The 14,185-nt window shown below is 70.7% G+C and carries 11 protein-coding genes; 4 read left to right on the top strand and 7 right to left on the bottom strand.

Annotated elements, in window-relative coordinates; genetic code table 11:
* Nucleotides 1-3: 3 nt before the first annotated feature.
* Nucleotides 4-717 (top strand): transglycosylase SLT domain-containing protein, encoded by a 714-nt coding sequence (locus OIE49_RS22770; protein ID WP_326803897.1) that lies wholly within the window; start codon nt 4-6, stop codon nt 715-717.
* 132 nt (nt 718-849) lie between these two features.
* Nucleotides 850-2,229 (top strand): AI-2E family transporter, encoded by a 1,380-nt coding sequence (locus tag OIE49_RS22775; RefSeq protein WP_326803898.1) that lies wholly within the window; start codon nt 850-852, stop codon nt 2,227-2,229.
* 57 nt (nt 2,230-2,286) lie between these two features.
* Here OIE49_RS22775 and OIE49_RS22780 read toward each other — a convergent pair whose 3' ends face one another.
* Complete coding sequence (locus OIE49_RS22780) at nt 2,287-2,820, bottom strand: alkyl hydroperoxide reductase (protein ID WP_100571946.1); 534 nt, start codon at nt 2,818-2,820, stop codon at nt 2,287-2,289.
* A gap of 4 nt (nt 2,821-2,824) precedes the next feature.
* The gene (locus OIE49_RS22785) at nt 2,825-3,379 is read right to left on the bottom strand and encodes a peroxiredoxin (RefSeq protein ID WP_100571947.1); all 555 of its coding nucleotides are present in this window, start codon (nt 3,377-3,379) and stop codon (nt 2,825-2,827) included.
* A gap of 133 nt (nt 3,380-3,512) precedes the next feature.
* On the opposite strand from OIE49_RS22785, the gene OIE49_RS22790 reads away from it, so the two are divergent.
* On the top strand, nt 3,513-4,472 hold the full coding sequence (locus OIE49_RS22790; RefSeq protein WP_326803899.1) for a hydrogen peroxide-inducible genes activator: 960 nt from the start codon (nt 3,513-3,515) through the stop codon (nt 4,470-4,472).
* A 42-nt stretch (nt 4,473-4,514) separates the two neighbouring features.
* On the opposite strand, the gene OIE49_RS22795 is transcribed toward OIE49_RS22790, so the two are convergent.
* From OIE49_RS22795 to OIE49_RS22805, 3 genes are all read right to left on the bottom strand, one after another.
* Nucleotides 4,515-6,815, bottom strand: coding sequence for an ABC transporter permease (locus OIE49_RS22795; RefSeq protein WP_326803900.1), 2,301 nt, complete (start codon nt 6,813-6,815; stop codon nt 4,515-4,517).
* Between the two features lie 68 nt (nt 6,816-6,883).
* A complete protein-coding gene (locus OIE49_RS22800; protein WP_326803901.1) occupies nt 6,884-7,573 on the bottom strand; it encodes an ABC transporter ATP-binding protein in 690 nt (229 codons plus the stop codon).
* Nucleotides 7,570-8,094 (bottom strand): PadR family transcriptional regulator, encoded by a 525-nt coding sequence (locus OIE49_RS22805; protein WP_326803902.1) that lies wholly within the window; start codon nt 8,092-8,094, stop codon nt 7,570-7,572. Before OIE49_RS22805 ends, OIE49_RS22800 begins: the two co-directional genes overlap by 4 nt.
* Nucleotides 8,095-8,428: 334 nt before the next feature.
* Between OIE49_RS22805 and OIE49_RS22810 the strand changes: the two genes are divergently transcribed.
* A complete protein-coding gene (locus OIE49_RS22810) occupies nt 8,429-10,765 on the top strand; it encodes a transglycosylase domain-containing protein (RefSeq protein WP_326803903.1) in 2,337 nt (778 codons plus the stop codon).
* Between the two features lie 211 nt (nt 10,766-10,976).
* Here the strand turns inward: OIE49_RS22810 and OIE49_RS22815 are convergent, their stop codons facing one another.
* Complete coding sequence (locus OIE49_RS22815; protein WP_326803904.1) at nt 10,977-13,148, bottom strand: SpoIIE family protein phosphatase; 2,172 nt, start codon at nt 13,146-13,148, stop codon at nt 10,977-10,979.
* A gap of 285 nt (nt 13,149-13,433) precedes the next feature.
* Nucleotides 13,434-14,126 carry a cytidylyl-2-hydroxypropylphosphonate hydrolase gene (gene fomD, locus OIE49_RS22820; RefSeq protein ID WP_326803905.1) on the bottom strand — a complete coding sequence of 231 codons (693 nt, stop codon included), beginning with the start codon at nt 14,124-14,126 and terminating at the stop codon, nt 13,434-13,436.
* Between the last annotated feature and the right edge of the window lie 59 nt (nt 14,127-14,185).

The raw sequence follows: 14,185 nt of genomic DNA on the forward strand, positions 1-14,185 counted from the left end.
GCGATGCTGGAAGGAAACCGTGTGAGCCGGATCTCGGTCCGGGGATTCGCAGTGGCCTCAGCCACCGCGGTCACCGCTGTCGGAAGCGTCGTCGGCGTTGCCACGGGCAGCACCGCGCAGAACAACGACGCCGAGGCGATGGCAGCCGACGCGACGCTTCTCGCGGACATACCCGTAGGCCAGCAGGCCCAGGTACAGACCGCGTCCCTGGTGCAGCAGGCCGACGCCCAGGCCATCGCCGCGGACGCGAGCGCCAAGAAGGAGGCCGAGCAGGCCGCCCGCAAGGCCGCCGCCCAGACGGCGATCGCCAAGAAGGCGGAGGCGGAGAAGGCCGAGAAGGAAGCCAAGGAGCGTGAGGAGCTCAAGGCGGCGGCCAGCCGTGCCGCGAGCCGCGACGCCTCCAGCTTCGCGGTGCAGAGCTCGTACACGGTCGCGCAGATCCAGGCGATGGCGAGCTCCATGGTGCCCGCCGGCCAGTTCCAGTGCTTCAGCAACATCGTGAACCACGAGTCGAGCTGGAACTACCGGGCGGTCAACCCCTCCTCCGGCGCGTACGGCCTGTTCCAGGCGCTGCCCGGCTCCAAGATGTCCTCCGTGGGCGCCGACTGGCAGACCAACCCGGCCACCCAGATCAAGTGGGGCCTCAGCTACATGGACGGCCGCTACGGCAGCCCCTGCGACGCGTGGAACTTCTGGCAGGCCAACCACTGGTACTGAGCCGGATCACCGCCGCACTCAACCTCCGCGCAGCCCCTCCCCGTCTTAGGGGGAGGGGCTGTTGCCCTGTACGGTCGGACCGGACGACTCCAGGGGGGAGTGGTGGGGAGAGACGGGGGAAGAGGACGGATCATGTCGCGAGTGCCAGGGTGGCTCGGCAGGCTGGGCGCCGGACTCACCGAAATGGGTGAGCGGTTGGACGAACGCCGCGCCGAGGTGGAGAAGGTCCACGCCGGCCCCCCCGACCCCATGGACGCCACCGATCACGCCCGGCCGGAGCCGGACGTGGGCGTGGACGTGGGCATGGACGTGGACGTCCAGCCCGTGCCGGACACGACGACCGCCGGCGCCGCCCGGCCCGATCCCGCCCAGGCGGTGCCGTGGGGCGTGCGGGTGGCCGCGGAGGCCGGCTGGCGGGTGCTGGTGCTCGCGGGCACCGTGTGGGTGCTGATGCGCGCCATCAGCGCCATCCAGTTGGTGGTGCTGGCGTTCGTGACCGCACTGCTCATCACGGCGCTGCTCCAGCCGGCGGTGGCCTGGCTGAGGCGGCACGGACTGCCGCGCGGGCCGGCCACCGCGCTCACCGCGATCCTCGGCTTCGTCATCATGGGGCTGATCGGGTGGTTCGTGACCTGGCAGGTCATGGAGAACATCGACACGCTCTCCAACCAGATCCAGGACGGCATCGACCAGCTCCGCAAGTGGCTGCTGGACAGCCCCTTCCATGTCACCGACAAGCAGATCAACCAGATAGCGAAGAACCTGCGGGACGCGGTCGGTGCCAACACCGACCAGATCACCTCGGCCGGCCTCCAGGGCGTGACGGTGATCGTGGAGGCGCTGACCGGGATCCTGCTGACGGTCTTCTCCACACTGTTCCTGCTGTACGACGGCAGGCGCATCTGGGAGTGGACGCTGAAGCTGGTGCCGGCGGCGGCGCGTCCGGGCGTGGCCGGTGCCGGCCCGCAGGCCTGGCGCACACTGACCGCGTACGTGCGCGGCACGGTGATCGTGGCGCTGATCGACGCGATCTTCATCGGCCTCGGGATCTACTTCCTCAATGTGCCGATGGCGGTGCCGCTGGCCGTCTTCATCTTCCTGTTCGCCTTCATCCCGCTGGTGGGCGCCGTGATGTCGGGCGCGCTGGCGGTGGTCGTGGCCCTGGTCACCCAGGGGGTCTTCACCGCGGTGATGGTCCTGGTGGTGGTGCTGCTGGTGCAGCAGCTCGAGGGCCATGTGCTGCAGCCGTTCATCCTCGGTCGCGCCGTGCGGGTCCACCCGCTGGCGGTGGTCCTCTCGGTCGCCGCGGGCGGGCTGATCGCGGGGATCGGCGGCGCGGTGGTGGCGGTGCCGCTGGTCGCGGTGACGAACACGGTGGTCGGGTATCTGCGGGCCTACGCGCGGGAACAGGAGCGGCGTCAGGCACGGGTGCCCGCGGCGGCTCCCGCGCAGCCGGCCACCGTGGCGTCCGGCTCGCGGAGTCACGATCCGGGCGGTTCCGAACCGAGCTGAAACCGGCGAACCCCGTCCACCCCCAGGGGTGGACGGGGTTCGGCCGTGCGGTGCGCGTTACTGCGCGAGGGCCGCTTCCGCGTCGAGGGTCGTCGCGACGGCCTGGACCACCGCGGCGATCTTGAACGCCTCCTGGACGACCTCGCGCTCCACGCCGGCCTTGCGCAGGACCTGCTCGTGGGAGTCGAGGCACATGCCGCAGCCGTTGATGGCGGAGACGGCGAAGGACCACAGCTCGAAGTCGACCTTGTCGACGCCGGGGTTGCCGATGACGTTCATCCGCAGACCGGCCCGCAGGGTGCCGTACTCCTGGTCGGACAGGAGGTGGCGGGTGCGGTAGAAGACGTTGTTCATCGCCATGACGGCCGCCGCGGCCTTCGCCGCGGTGTACGCCTCCGGCGACAGGTTCGCCTTCGCCTCCGGCTCCAGCTCACGCAGGACGATCGGCGAGCGCGAGGCGATCGCCGTCGCCAGCACCGTGCCCCACAGCTGCTGCGCGGGCAGGTCGCTGTTGCCGATGACCGAGCCCAGGTTGAGCTTCAGGTCCTTGGCGTAGTCCGGGACGGCGGACTTCAGGGAGTCCAGGGACATGGGGTCACTCACCCGCCAGCAGAGCGACCGGGTCGAGGGTCTCGTCGCCCTTGGTCCAGTTGCAGGGGCACAGCTCGTCCGTCTGGAGGGCGTCCAGGACCCGCAGGACCTCCTTGGGGTTACGGCCGACCGAGCCCGCCGTCACCATGGAGAACTGGATCTCGTTGTTCTGGTCGACGATGAAGACCGCGCGCTTGGCGAAGCCGTCCTCACCCTCGATGCCGAGGTCGCGCATCAGCTCGTGCTTGGAGTCCGCCATCATCGGGAACGGCAGGTCACGCAGGTCGTCGTGGTCCTTGCGCCAGGCGTGGTGCACGAACTCGGAGTCGCCGGAGAAGCCGAGGACCTGGGCGTCACGGTCGGCGAACTCGTCGTTCAGCTTCCCGAAGGCGGCGATCTCGGTGGGACACACGAAGGTGAAGTCCTTGGGCCAGGCGAAGACGACCTTCCACTTGCCCTCATAGGTCTTGTGGTCGATCGTCTCGAACTCCTTGCCCTTCTCCAGCGAGACGCAGGCAGCCAGTTCGAACTCGGGGAACTTGTCACCGACAGTGAGCACGTGCTCTCCTTGCAGCGAGGAAACACCGGTCGTGCTGGCGTTTCCCATGGGTTGGACGATGCTGATGTTGGCACACGGTGCATTGATTACAGAAATAGCTACACTCGGTCGGGTTGATCGGAGGTAGTTATCAGTGACCGTGGGTAATCTCGGAAAGCGCAGGCAGCCTACCCTCTCCCAGTTGCGCGCCTTCGCCGCCGTCGCGGAGCATCTGCACTTCCGGGACGCCGCCGCGGCGATCGGCATGAGCCAGCCGGCCCTCTCCGGGGCCGTCTCCTCGCTGGAGGAGGCACTCGGTGTCACGCTGCTGGAGCGTACGACGCGCAAGGTGCTGCTCTCACCCGCCGGTGAGCGACTCGCCGTCCGGACGAGGGTCGTGCTCGACGGCATCGGCGCCCTGCTGGAGGAGGCCGAGGCCGTCCGGGCGCCCTTCACCGGCGTGCTGCGGCTCGGTGTGATCCCCACCGTCGCGCCCTATCTGCTGCCCACCGTGCTGCGGCTCGTCCACGACCGCTACCCCGACCTCGACCTCCAGGTCCACGAGGAGCAGACCGCCAGCCTGCTGGACGGGCTCGCCGCCGGACGGCTCGACCTGCTGCTCCTCGCCGTACCTCTCGCCGTGCCCGGCGTCGTCGAACTCCCGCTGTTCGACGAGGACTTCGTCCTGGTGACCCCGCTCGGCCACCGGCTCGGCGGCCGAGCGGGCATACCGCGCGAAGCCCTGAAGGAGCTCAATCTGCTGCTGCTCGACGAGGGGCACTGCCTGCGCGACCAGGCGCTCGACATCTGCCGCGAGGCCGGGCGCGAGAACGCGCCGGTGTCGACGACCGCCGCGGGCCTGTCCACCCTCGTCCAGCTCGTCGCCGGCGGCCTCGGCTGCACCCTGCTGCCCCGCACCGCCCTCACGGTCGAGACCTCCCGCAGCAGCCGGCTCCTCACCGGCCGCTTCGCCGACCCCGCCCCCTCCCGCCGCATCGCCCTGGCCATGCGCGGCGGCGCGGCCCGCGGCGCCGAGTACCGGGAACTGGCCGCCGCCCTGCGCGCGGACCTGCGGCTCCTGCCGGTGCGGGTGCTGGACGGCGACCGGGACTGAGCCCCGGGTGCGGGGGCCCGGTCCCGGATCACTCCCGCTTGATCACTCCGTGCGCAGGCCCTCGGGGCGCATCAGGCGCAGCAGCGGCGGAAGGCTGAGCAGGGTGACCGTGAGGACGACACCCGCGCCCATGCCGGTCATCGCCAGCACGCTCGGCCAGTGCACGGCCACCGTCGTGCCCGTCATCTTCAGCAGCACCGCTCCCAGCGTCATCCCCACCGCCGCGGCCAGCAGCAGTCCGAGCATGACCGGGATCGCCGTCTGCCACAGCACCGACAGGCTCAGCGTGCGCCGCCGGGTGCCGAAGGCGACCAGCGCCGACAGCAGCTTCTTGCGCTCCCGCAGTTGCTCCAGCTGCGACACCAGCAGGCTCGCCCCGATCAGCAGCAGCACACAGGTCGCGCCGACGAACAGGCCGGTGCGGATGGAGGCGAACTTCTTCGACTCCTCGGCGGCGACCCACACGTGCGCGCCCGTCATCGGGTCGATCGCCGCCGCCGTGTTGCGCACGTACTCGTGCACGTTCGGGACCGACCGGTCGAGCGACAGGTAGATCTGTCCCCAGGACGTCGTGTCCGTCCCCGGGGGCGCCGCGGCCGGTGTCACCAGCAGGCCGCTGCGCCTTTCCCCCATGGGGTCCTCGACCGAGCGGGCGGGCTTCACGGTGGCCGGGACGGTCCACGGAACATCGTTCTCCTCCATGCCCGAGGACATGGCGAAGTGCAGCTCGCGGCCGGGCTTGGCCAGCTTCACGGTGTCGGCGTCGAACTGGCTGCCGCTGAGGGCGAAGACGTCCCCGTCGCGGCAGGAGGACATGCGCGCCAGCTCGCGCAGGGAGGCGCAGTCGCCGATCGTCACCGTGGCCGAGACAGGATCCTCCTTGCTCTTCCAGGACTTGTCAGCGACCGAACTCTGTGACAGCACCGTGGCCTTCCGCACGCCCTTCGTGGCCGAGAACTTCTCGCCGGTACCGGTGAGCGAGATGCCCCGCGGCGCGCTCACCTCCATCTGGGCCCGGTGGAGGTTCTTTCCGGATTCCTTGGTGTAGTCGCCCTGGATCCCGGCGAAGAGCATCTGGAGCGCGATCGCCCCGGCCACCGCGACCGCGATGCCGCTGACCAGCCGTGCCGCCGTACCGCTGCTCAACTGGAGCCGCCGTACGGCCAGTTGCCAGGCCACTCCACCGCCGCCGAGCCGGCCGACGACCGTCTCCACGACCCACGGCAGCAGCGCGGTCACCCCGATCAGCAGCAGGGTCACGCCGCCGATCACCAGGTACTGGTTGAAGTCCCCGTTGCCGCGGCCCTGGCCGAACATCGGGTAGAGCATCCCCAGCCCCACGACCGGGAGCAGCAGCCGCCACCACAGCCTGCGCCGCGGGGGCTTCGCCGTGCGCACCACGCCCAGCGGCTCGATGACCACTCCGCGCAGCGCCAGCAGGGTGACCAGCACCGCCGCGGCCGGCACCGCGACCGCGACCAGCGCGGCCAGCCAGGGGGAGGGGTTGAGGTAGCTGGGGAAGACGCTGATGCCGACGACCTCGACGGACCCGGCGACCTGACGTCCGATCAGGAAGAAGACCGTGCCGAAGACCAGCCCGAGCAACGCGCCCGCCATCGCCTCGCCGGCCGCGATGCGTCGGGTCATCCGGCCGTCGGAGCCGACCAGCCGGAGCGCGGCGAGCCTGCGGTCGCGCTGCTCGCCTCCGAACCGCACCGCCGCGGCGATGAACACGGCGACCGGCATCAGCAGCGCCACGAAGACGACCATCACGAGCAGCAGCAGCACCGGATCCGAGCGCTCCGTCCGCTGCGGACTGCCGAACTCGGCGATCCGGGCCACCTGCCAGCCGTTGATGCGCGGCGCCAGGTTCTCCACGCCCGCGTAGTAGGCCAGTTCGCGGGAGCCGATGAGCCCGCTCTCGGCGATCGTGCCGGTCACGCGGTACGGCAGCCGCTCGCGCAGCAGCCGTCCGGAGCCGGAGTCGAGCAGTTCCTTGAGCGCGGGGGAGACCACCATCTCGCCCGTCTTCGGGTACGCGGCCACTCCCGGGGGGAGCGGCGCCCGCGGCCCCTCGGGCTCCACCAGCCGTCCGCGCACCTCCTTGTCGTGGTACGTCGTGTCGACGTCCGCGATCACCAGGGTGTCGTCGGCCTTCGGCGGGGGGTTCTGGCTGTAGGTGTAGTCCTCGCGGGCCTCGCTCCGCTCGTGCCGTACCGACAGCGCGCTCGGTATCGCGGTCGTGAGCAGCAGCAGTGCCACGCCGAGTCCGACGCCGACCGCCGTGAGCGCGACCCGGAGCCATCCCTCGCGTCCCCCCGTGAACGCGAACCGGGCCCCCATGCTCAGGTCGCGGGCCCTCCCCCAAGCTCTCGACTGCGCTCGAGCAGGGAGGTGCCCCCATCGCACGCTCATACGACGCGCTCCATGTCCCGGGACTTGCCGTCCCGCACGACGATCTCGCGGTCGGAGTACGCGGCGACCCGTGCTTCGTGCGTGACGAGGACGACCGCCGCGTTGGACGACCGGGCGGCCTCCGTGAGCAGTTCCATCACGCGCTCGCCGTTGAGCGAGTCCAGTGCGCCGGTCGGTTCGTCGGCGAACAGGACGCGCGGGTCGGTGACCAGGGCCCGGGCCACCGCGACGCGCTGGCCCTGGCCGCCGGAGACCTCACCGGGACGCTTCTTGCGCAGGTCGTCGACCTCCAGCCGGCGCATCCACTCCAGTGCCGTCCGCTCGGCCTCCTTGCGGGAGGTGCCGTTCAGCCGGAGCGGCAGGGCCACGTTCTCCACGCAGGTCAGCTCGGGCACCAGCTGGCCGAACTGGAAGACGAAGCCGAACTCCGAGCGCCTGAGCGCACTGCGCTGGGCGTCGTTCATGGTCGACAGCTCACGGCCGTCGTAGGTGATCGAACCCGAGTCGGGGGTGACGATCCCGGCGAGGCAGTGCAGCAGCGTGGACTTGCCCGAGCCGGAGGGACCCATCACGGCGACGACCTCGCCGGCGTGGATGGAGAACCCGGCGCCGTCCAGGGCGGTGGTGGGGCCGTAGGCCTTGTGCAGATTCTCGGCGGTCAGCAGGGAGCCGGGGGGAGGGGTCATCGGGCCACCGCCTCACGGAGCTTGTCGAGACGGGCCGCGGTCAGCTCCAGCCAGCGCAGGTCGGCCTCGAGGTGGAACAGGGCGTGGTCGCAGATGAGCTGGTCGGCGAGATCCCCGTTGCGCTTGCGCTCGGTCAGGATCCGCATGCTGCGCAGGTGCTCGGCGCGCTGGGTGTCGAGGACGTAGGCGGCGTCGCGGTGGGTGAGCAGCGCCAGGACGACCTTGGTGTAGAGCGTCGACTGCAGGTACAGCTCCGGCTTCTCCGGAGTGGCGAGCCACTGCTCGACGTCGGTGACGCCGGCTTCGGTGATCGCGTACCGCTTGCGCTCGGGGCCCTCGCCTGCCTCGATCCCGTCGACCTCGACGAGTCCGTTCTTCAGCAGGCGGGACATCGTCGAGTAGACCTGGCCGTAGTGCAGCGGCCGGTCGTGACCGAACTTCTCGTCGAAGGCCCGCTTCAGGTCGTAACCGTGACGCGGGCCGGACTCAAGGAGCCCCAGGAGTGTGTGACCGATGGACATGCCGAGGACTGTACACAGTGTGTATACGCGACATGTATACACCGCGTGTCCACGGCGTGACGGAAGCGACGATCGCGCAGGTGGGGGGCAATTGTCACGGTTCTGCTACGAGGCGGTCGGCCGTCCCTGTCCGTCCGGGTGGCAACACTTCATCGCCCGATGGCAACCCTCGGCGCTCCTGGAACGTCGGTTCCAGTGGGACAGGTGCTGATTGTCACGTCCGTAATGGGGCGGATCAGCGGGCCTTTGTCATAGGCAGCGGTGTTAGTTTTCTGAGCTGACCTGGACCACGCATCTGAGTGACAGCCGAGACGGAAGCGGAGCGTACGGACCCATGGGGCGAGCGGAAGAGAGACGAGCGCGACAGCGCGGTGGCGGCCGCGCGGCGCCCCAGCGCCCGTCCGGGACACCGGCCGCCGGCATAGGACCCGAGGGCGGCGGCAGGGCCGCGGCACGCAGGGCCGCCCGGCCGGCCAAGGGGAAGGGCGGCATACGCCGCCTGTTCACCTGGAAGAAGATCCTCGGCGCCTTCCTCGGCGTCTGCCTGCTGGGCATAGGTTCCTTCATCGTGCTGTATCTGGTGGTGGACGTACCGGAGGGCAACCCCGACGCGCAGCTCCAGAGCAACGTCTACAAGTACAGCGACGGCTCGGTCCTGGCCCGTACCGGCGAGGTCAACCGCGAGATGGTGGACCTGTCCAAGGTGCCCAAGGCCGTCCAGCACTGCTTCGTCGCGGCCGAGAACAAGACCTTCTACAGCGACAACGGCGTCGACCTGAGGGGCACCGCCCGCGGTCTGCTCAACACGCTGAGCGGCAAGGGCGCGCAGGGCGGATCGACGATCACCCAGCAGTACGTCAAGAACTTCTACCTCAACCAGGACCAGACCGTCACGCGCAAGCTGAAGGAACTGGTCATCTCGCTGAAGGTGGACCAGCGGATGTCGAAGGACGACATCCTCGCCGGCTACATCAACACCAGCTACTACGGCCGGGGCGCCTACGGCATCCAGGCCGCCGCGCAGGCCTACTACCGCGTCGACGCCAAGGACCTCACCGTCCAGCAGGGGGCCTACCTCGCCGCCCTGATGCAGGCGCCGAGCCAGTACGACTGGGCCGTCGCGAGCGACACCGGCAAGCGGCTCGCGCAGGAGCGCTGGAACTACGTGCTGGACAACATGGTCAAGCAGGACTGGCTGAACGCCGGCAAGCGGCAGGCCATGAAGTTCCCCGTCCCCAAGGAGCCCCGGCCCGCTCCGGGACGGGACGGCCAGAAGGGCTACCTGATCGCGCTGGCCAACCACCAGCTCGAACAGCAGCTGATGAAGGACCAGGACCTGACGCAGGCCCAGGCGGAGCGACTGGTCGAAGGCCAGGGCTGGAACATCACCCTGAACATCGACAAGAAGAAGCAGGTCGCGCTGGAGGAGGCGGTCAAGGCGCAGCTCACCAGCAAGCTCGAACCGAAGAAGCGGCCGGTGGACAAGCACGTCCAGGCCGGCGCCGTCTCCGTCGACCCGAAGACCGGGTACGTCGTCGCCCTGTACGGCGGCGAGGACTACCTGAAGCACTACTTCAGCAACGCGACCCGGCGGGACTACCAGCCGGCCTCCACCTTCAAGCCGGTCATCCTGGCCGCGGCGCTGGACGAGGACTCCAGGACCCAGGACGGCCGGCCGATCGCCGCGAACACCGTCTACGACGGCACCAGCGGCCGCCAGGTCGTGGACAAAGGCACCAAGGTCGGTTTCGGCCCGCCCAACGAGGACGATCAGAACTACGGGAACATCACGGTCCAGAGGGCCATGAACCAGTCCGTCAACTCCGTCTTCGCGCAGATGGGCGTCGACGTGGGCATGGACAACGTGATGGACGTCGCCCGCAAGCTCGGCATGGACACCAAGGGCATGCAGTCGGTACCGGCCCAGACACTGGGTTCCATGGGCGCCAGCCCGCTGGAGATGGCCGGGATCTACGCCACTCTCGACAACCACGGCAGGAAGGTCACCCCGACCATCGTCAAGTCGGCCGAGCAGAAGGACCGTACGATCAAGATGGCCGACCCGATCGGCGATCAGGTCATCAGCCGCGAGGCCGCCGACACGGTCACCTCCGTGCTGACCGGCGTGGTCGACGACGGTACGGCCAAGACGTCGGTGCGGGACAATCCGCAGCGCAACGGCCAGCAGGTCGCGGGCAAGACGGGTACGTCCGACCAGAACAAGTCGGCCTGGTTCACCGGTTACACGCCGGGCCTGGTCACCTCGGTCGGCCTGTTCGGCGAGGATCTGGCCAAGAACGGCCAGCACGTTCCGCTGTACGAGGCACTCGGCGAGCCGCGCGTCAACGGCGGTGGGCCCCCCGCGAGGATCTGGGCCGCGTACACCTTCGACGTGATGGGTGACGTCACCAAGTTCGACCTGGACACCAAGCAGGGTGCCGCCGTGGAGCCGTCCACGTCCCCGTCGGTCACCGAGTCGCCGAGCGAGACTCCGTCCGAGACGCCCTCGAGCAGCCCGCCGGCGGTGTCCGAGTCGCCCAGCGACACGCCCAGTGAGACGCCGTCGCAGACGCCGAGCCAGACACCGTCGCAGACGCCGAGCGACACGTCGTCGAGCAGAGAGCCGACGGACGACCTCAGCGACAACCCGCTCCTTCCCAACGATCAGTGAGCGGCATGCGGTGATCACCGCGAGGTGAGCAGTACGAAGGGGCGCCCGGTCCAGGCCGGGTGCCCCTTGCTGTTCGTTGCTTCCCGGCGAGCGGGGGAGGCTTTGGCATGCGCAAAAAATCGGCGCGATCCGATGCACGGGGCCGCGTTTCCTTTCCGGAAAGCGGCCCCGGGTCATCGCGGTGTCCGCCGCCGGTTCCGGACCTGGCCGTTCACGGCCGAGTGGCGACCTCGAACCAGACCACCTTGCCCGTGCTCAGCCGGGTCGCGCCCCAGCGTCGGGCCAACTTGTTCACCAGGTACAGGCCGCGTCCGCCCTCGTCCGTGGCGCGGGCCTGGCGCAGGCGCGGCAGTTGCGGCACGTCGTCGCCGACCTCGCAGCGCAGCACATCCGTGCGCAGCAGGCGCAGGGTGACCGGGCGGGAGGCGTAGCGCACCGCGTTGGTGACGACCTCGCTGATCAGCAGCTCCACGGAGTCGGTGAGCTCCTCCAGGCCCCAGCGGGACAGCGCCTGACGGGCCAGGCGGCGGGCCTGGCCGGGGGCGGCGACCTCCGGGTCCAGGGTCCAGTACGCCACGTCGCTCGGCGCGATGCCGTCGAAGCGGGCGGCGAGGAGCGCGATGTCGTCGTCCCGGTCGCCCGGGCCGAGCATGTCGAGCACCTCGTCGCACAGCGCCTCCAGTGGCGGGGGGTGATCGGGGCCGGTGAGCTGCGCGGTCGCCGAGAGCTTCTCGCGCAGCTGCTCTATGCCCGTCCACACGTCCCGCAGCCGCGACTCGACGAGGCCGTCGGTGTAGAGCAGCAGGGTCGCGCCCGCCGGGGCGTCCAGCTCCACCGCCTCGAAGTCGACGCCGCCGACGCCGATCGGCGCGCCCGGCGGCACCCGCAGCACCTCGGACCGGCCGCCCAGGTGCAGCAGGACCGGCGGCGGGTGGCCGGCGTTGGCGATGGTGATGCGGTGCGCGACCGGGTCGTAGACCGCGTACAGGCAGGTCGCCATGCGGTCGGAGCCCAGGCGCTGTGCCTGCTCGTCGAGGTGGTGCAGCACCTCCTGCGGCGGCAGGTCGAGCCCGGCCAGGGTCTGCGCGGTGGTGCGCAGCTGGCCCATGATCGCGGCCGAGGTCATGGAGTGGCCCATGACGTCGCCGACGACGAGGGCGACCCGGCTGCCGGGCAGCGGGATCGCGTCGTACCAGTCCCCGCCGACCCGCGCGGTCTCCGCCGCGGGCAGATAACGGGAGGCCAGCCGTACGCCGGTGGGGCGGGGCAGCGTCTCCGGCAGCATGGTGCGCTGCAACTCGTCGGCGATGTACGCCTCGCGGCCGTACAGCACGGCCTTGTCGATGCCGAGGGCGCTGTGCGTGGCGAGCTGCGCGGCGACGAGCAGGTCGTCGGGCTGGAACGCGTGGCGTTCCGGGCGGCGCAGGAACAGCGCGGCGCCGATCACCCGGCGCCGGCCGCGCAGCGGGGCGAGAATGGTGCGCTGCCCGTCGGGAACGACCAACTCGGAGTCCTCGCCGAGGAGTTCCGTCAGCGCCAGGTGGGCGGCCGCGGTGTCCGTGAACACCGGACGCACGCCGCGCAGCACCTCGCCCAGCGCGGATCCGGGCCGTACCTCGCACAGCTCGTTGGTCACCGCCGACAGCTCGGCCGGCTGCTCCGGAACCGGCGCCGGCATGAACCCCAGCTCGTTGTCGCGGTCCGCCGGTATCCGGTCGGTGCGGCGCAGCCGCAGGACGAGCGGGCCGGCGGGCCGCTCGTCGCCCACCGGCAGAGGCTCGCGCAGATACACGAGGATGGCGTCGGAGAAGGTGGGCACGGTGGCCCGGCACAGCCCGAGGACGATCTCGTCGAGGTCCAGGCCGCGCGCGATGCGCCGGGTGGCCGCACCCACGAACCGCAGCCGGTCCCCGTCCCGCCGCATCGGCAGCGTCCGCCCGGGCGGCAGCCCTTTCCCGGTACGGCGTTCCTGGCCGCCGGGAGGCGCACCGCGCCCGGCCCGGCGCTCCTGGCCACCGGGCCCGCCCGCCGTGCGGGACGCCTCGGCGTCGGCCGGACCGGACCCGGCGCCGTCGGGGGCCCCGCCGTCGCCGGACCTGCCCCCGGCGACCCTGGCCGCCGCGTCCGGCTGGGCGGGGATGCCGTCCGGCGCGGGGCGTGGACGGTGTGCGTCGGGCTCGGCGGACGCCGGCTGGGAGTGCTCGGACCCGGCCGCGGCGGCCGGACGCGGCACGTCGTCGGCCGGGCCGGACTGAAGCGGTAAGGCCGCGGCCCCCTGGGCGGCGGGGGTACGCAGAAGCGCCCCGCGGGCGTCCGCGGGGTCGGCGCCCGGCTGGGGGCGTTCGAAGGAGGTCGGCTGCTCCGTCACGCGTGTCGAATCCATCCGTCCGGGGCTGCGCGCCGGGCGCGCAGTTCGTCCCGCCGAAGACCCGATACCCGGAATACATGCCCCAGGAACGGATTTCCGGCGTGGTCAGAGGCTGTTGCTGTGCCACCGGCGGACCGACCGTGGCCCGCACGGGTGTTGCCCTCGTACCCCTCGCTCACGTCCTGCCGCCCCTCGGTGACGTTCGATCAGTCCCGGTTGTCACTCCGGGAGTTGGTACCGGCCCTGCGCCTGTTGCGGAGGACGATCCTACGGTTCCCGCCCGGGGGCGTATCAAGGGTCTCATGAGGCCACGCGCGTGGGGGTGCGGTCCCAGTCGTCCGGCAGTGACGGTACCTCCCAGGCGGGATCCGGGCGCCACTGCTGCCAGGACTCGCTGAACGGCGGCCGCCAGGCGCGGATCGTCTCCACCGCCTCGCGGCCCGAGGCCCGGATCCGCTCGGCGAGTTCGGCGTCCACCAGCCCGTCCTGCTGTGCCTGAGCGAACTCGTCCTCGTCCAGCCAGTGCCAACTGCGGTCGGGGTGGACGGAGATGTCAAGGAAGTGGTCCTCGGAGTCGACCCCGCCCACCCAGCGGGCCAGCGGTTCCTCCAGGTTGACGTACCAGTTCTTGAACCGCCAGCCGGGCTCCCAGAACAGCCACACCGACCAGGGCTCGCCGGGCCGGGCCAGCTTCAGCACGCCCGCGCCGGACCAGCGGTCGCGCCGCACGGTGCGCGGCTTGGTGTAGCGCGACGCGAGCGGCTCCAGGTGCACGGGTGTGCCGTCGGCGAGCACGGGTCTGACACATTCGGTGCCGGGCGCCATCCACACGGCGAGCAGCTCCGGGTCGTCCCGCACGACGGTCACGGGCCGCACGATGTGGAAGCGCGCGCCGCCGTTCTCCCGGTACCGCCACAGGATCTGGCTGCCGGGGGTCCAGGGTGCCGTCGCACCGCCCGTCGTCGCGCGTGCGGTCGCTCCGTCGTGTGCCATGGCCGAATATTAGGTGCCCGGGGCATCCTCCGCCGTGCGGGACGGCATCGTTCACGCTT

Source organism: Streptomyces sp. NBC_01788 (assembly GCF_035917575.1).
GTDB lineage: Bacteria > Actinomycetota > Actinomycetes > Streptomycetales > Streptomycetaceae > Streptomyces.

Excerpts from the sequence above, each read along its gene's own strand:
- OIE49_RS22770 (WP_326803897.1), top strand. The coding sequence starts at position 4 with ATGCTGGAAGGAAACCGTGTGAGCCGGATCTCGGTCCGGGGATTCGCA.
- OIE49_RS22775 (WP_326803898.1), top strand. The coding sequence starts at position 850 with ATGTCGCGAGTGCCAGGGTGGCTCGGCAGGCTGGGCGCCGGACTCACC.
- OIE49_RS22780 (WP_100571946.1), bottom strand. The coding sequence starts at position 2,820 with ATGTCCCTGGACTCCCTGAAGTCCGCCGTCCCGGACTACGCCAAGGAC.
- OIE49_RS22795 (WP_326803900.1), bottom strand. The coding sequence starts at position 6,815 with ATGGGGGCCCGGTTCGCGTTCACGGGGGGACGCGAGGGATGGCTCCGG.
- OIE49_RS22800 (WP_326803901.1), bottom strand. The coding sequence starts at position 7,573 with ATGACCCCTCCCCCCGGCTCCCTGCTGACCGCCGAGAATCTGCACAAG.
- OIE49_RS22805 (WP_326803902.1), bottom strand. The coding sequence starts at position 8,094 with ATGTCCATCGGTCACACACTCCTGGGGCTCCTTGAGTCCGGCCCGCGT.
- OIE49_RS22810 (WP_326803903.1), top strand. The coding sequence starts at position 8,429 with ATGGGGCGAGCGGAAGAGAGACGAGCGCGACAGCGCGGTGGCGGCCGC.
- OIE49_RS22815 (WP_326803904.1), bottom strand. The coding sequence starts at position 13,148 with ATGGATTCGACACGCGTGACGGAGCAGCCGACCTCCTTCGAACGCCCC.
- fomD (WP_326803905.1), bottom strand. The coding sequence starts at position 14,126 with ATGGCACACGACGGAGCGACCGCACGCGCGACGACGGGCGGTGCGACG.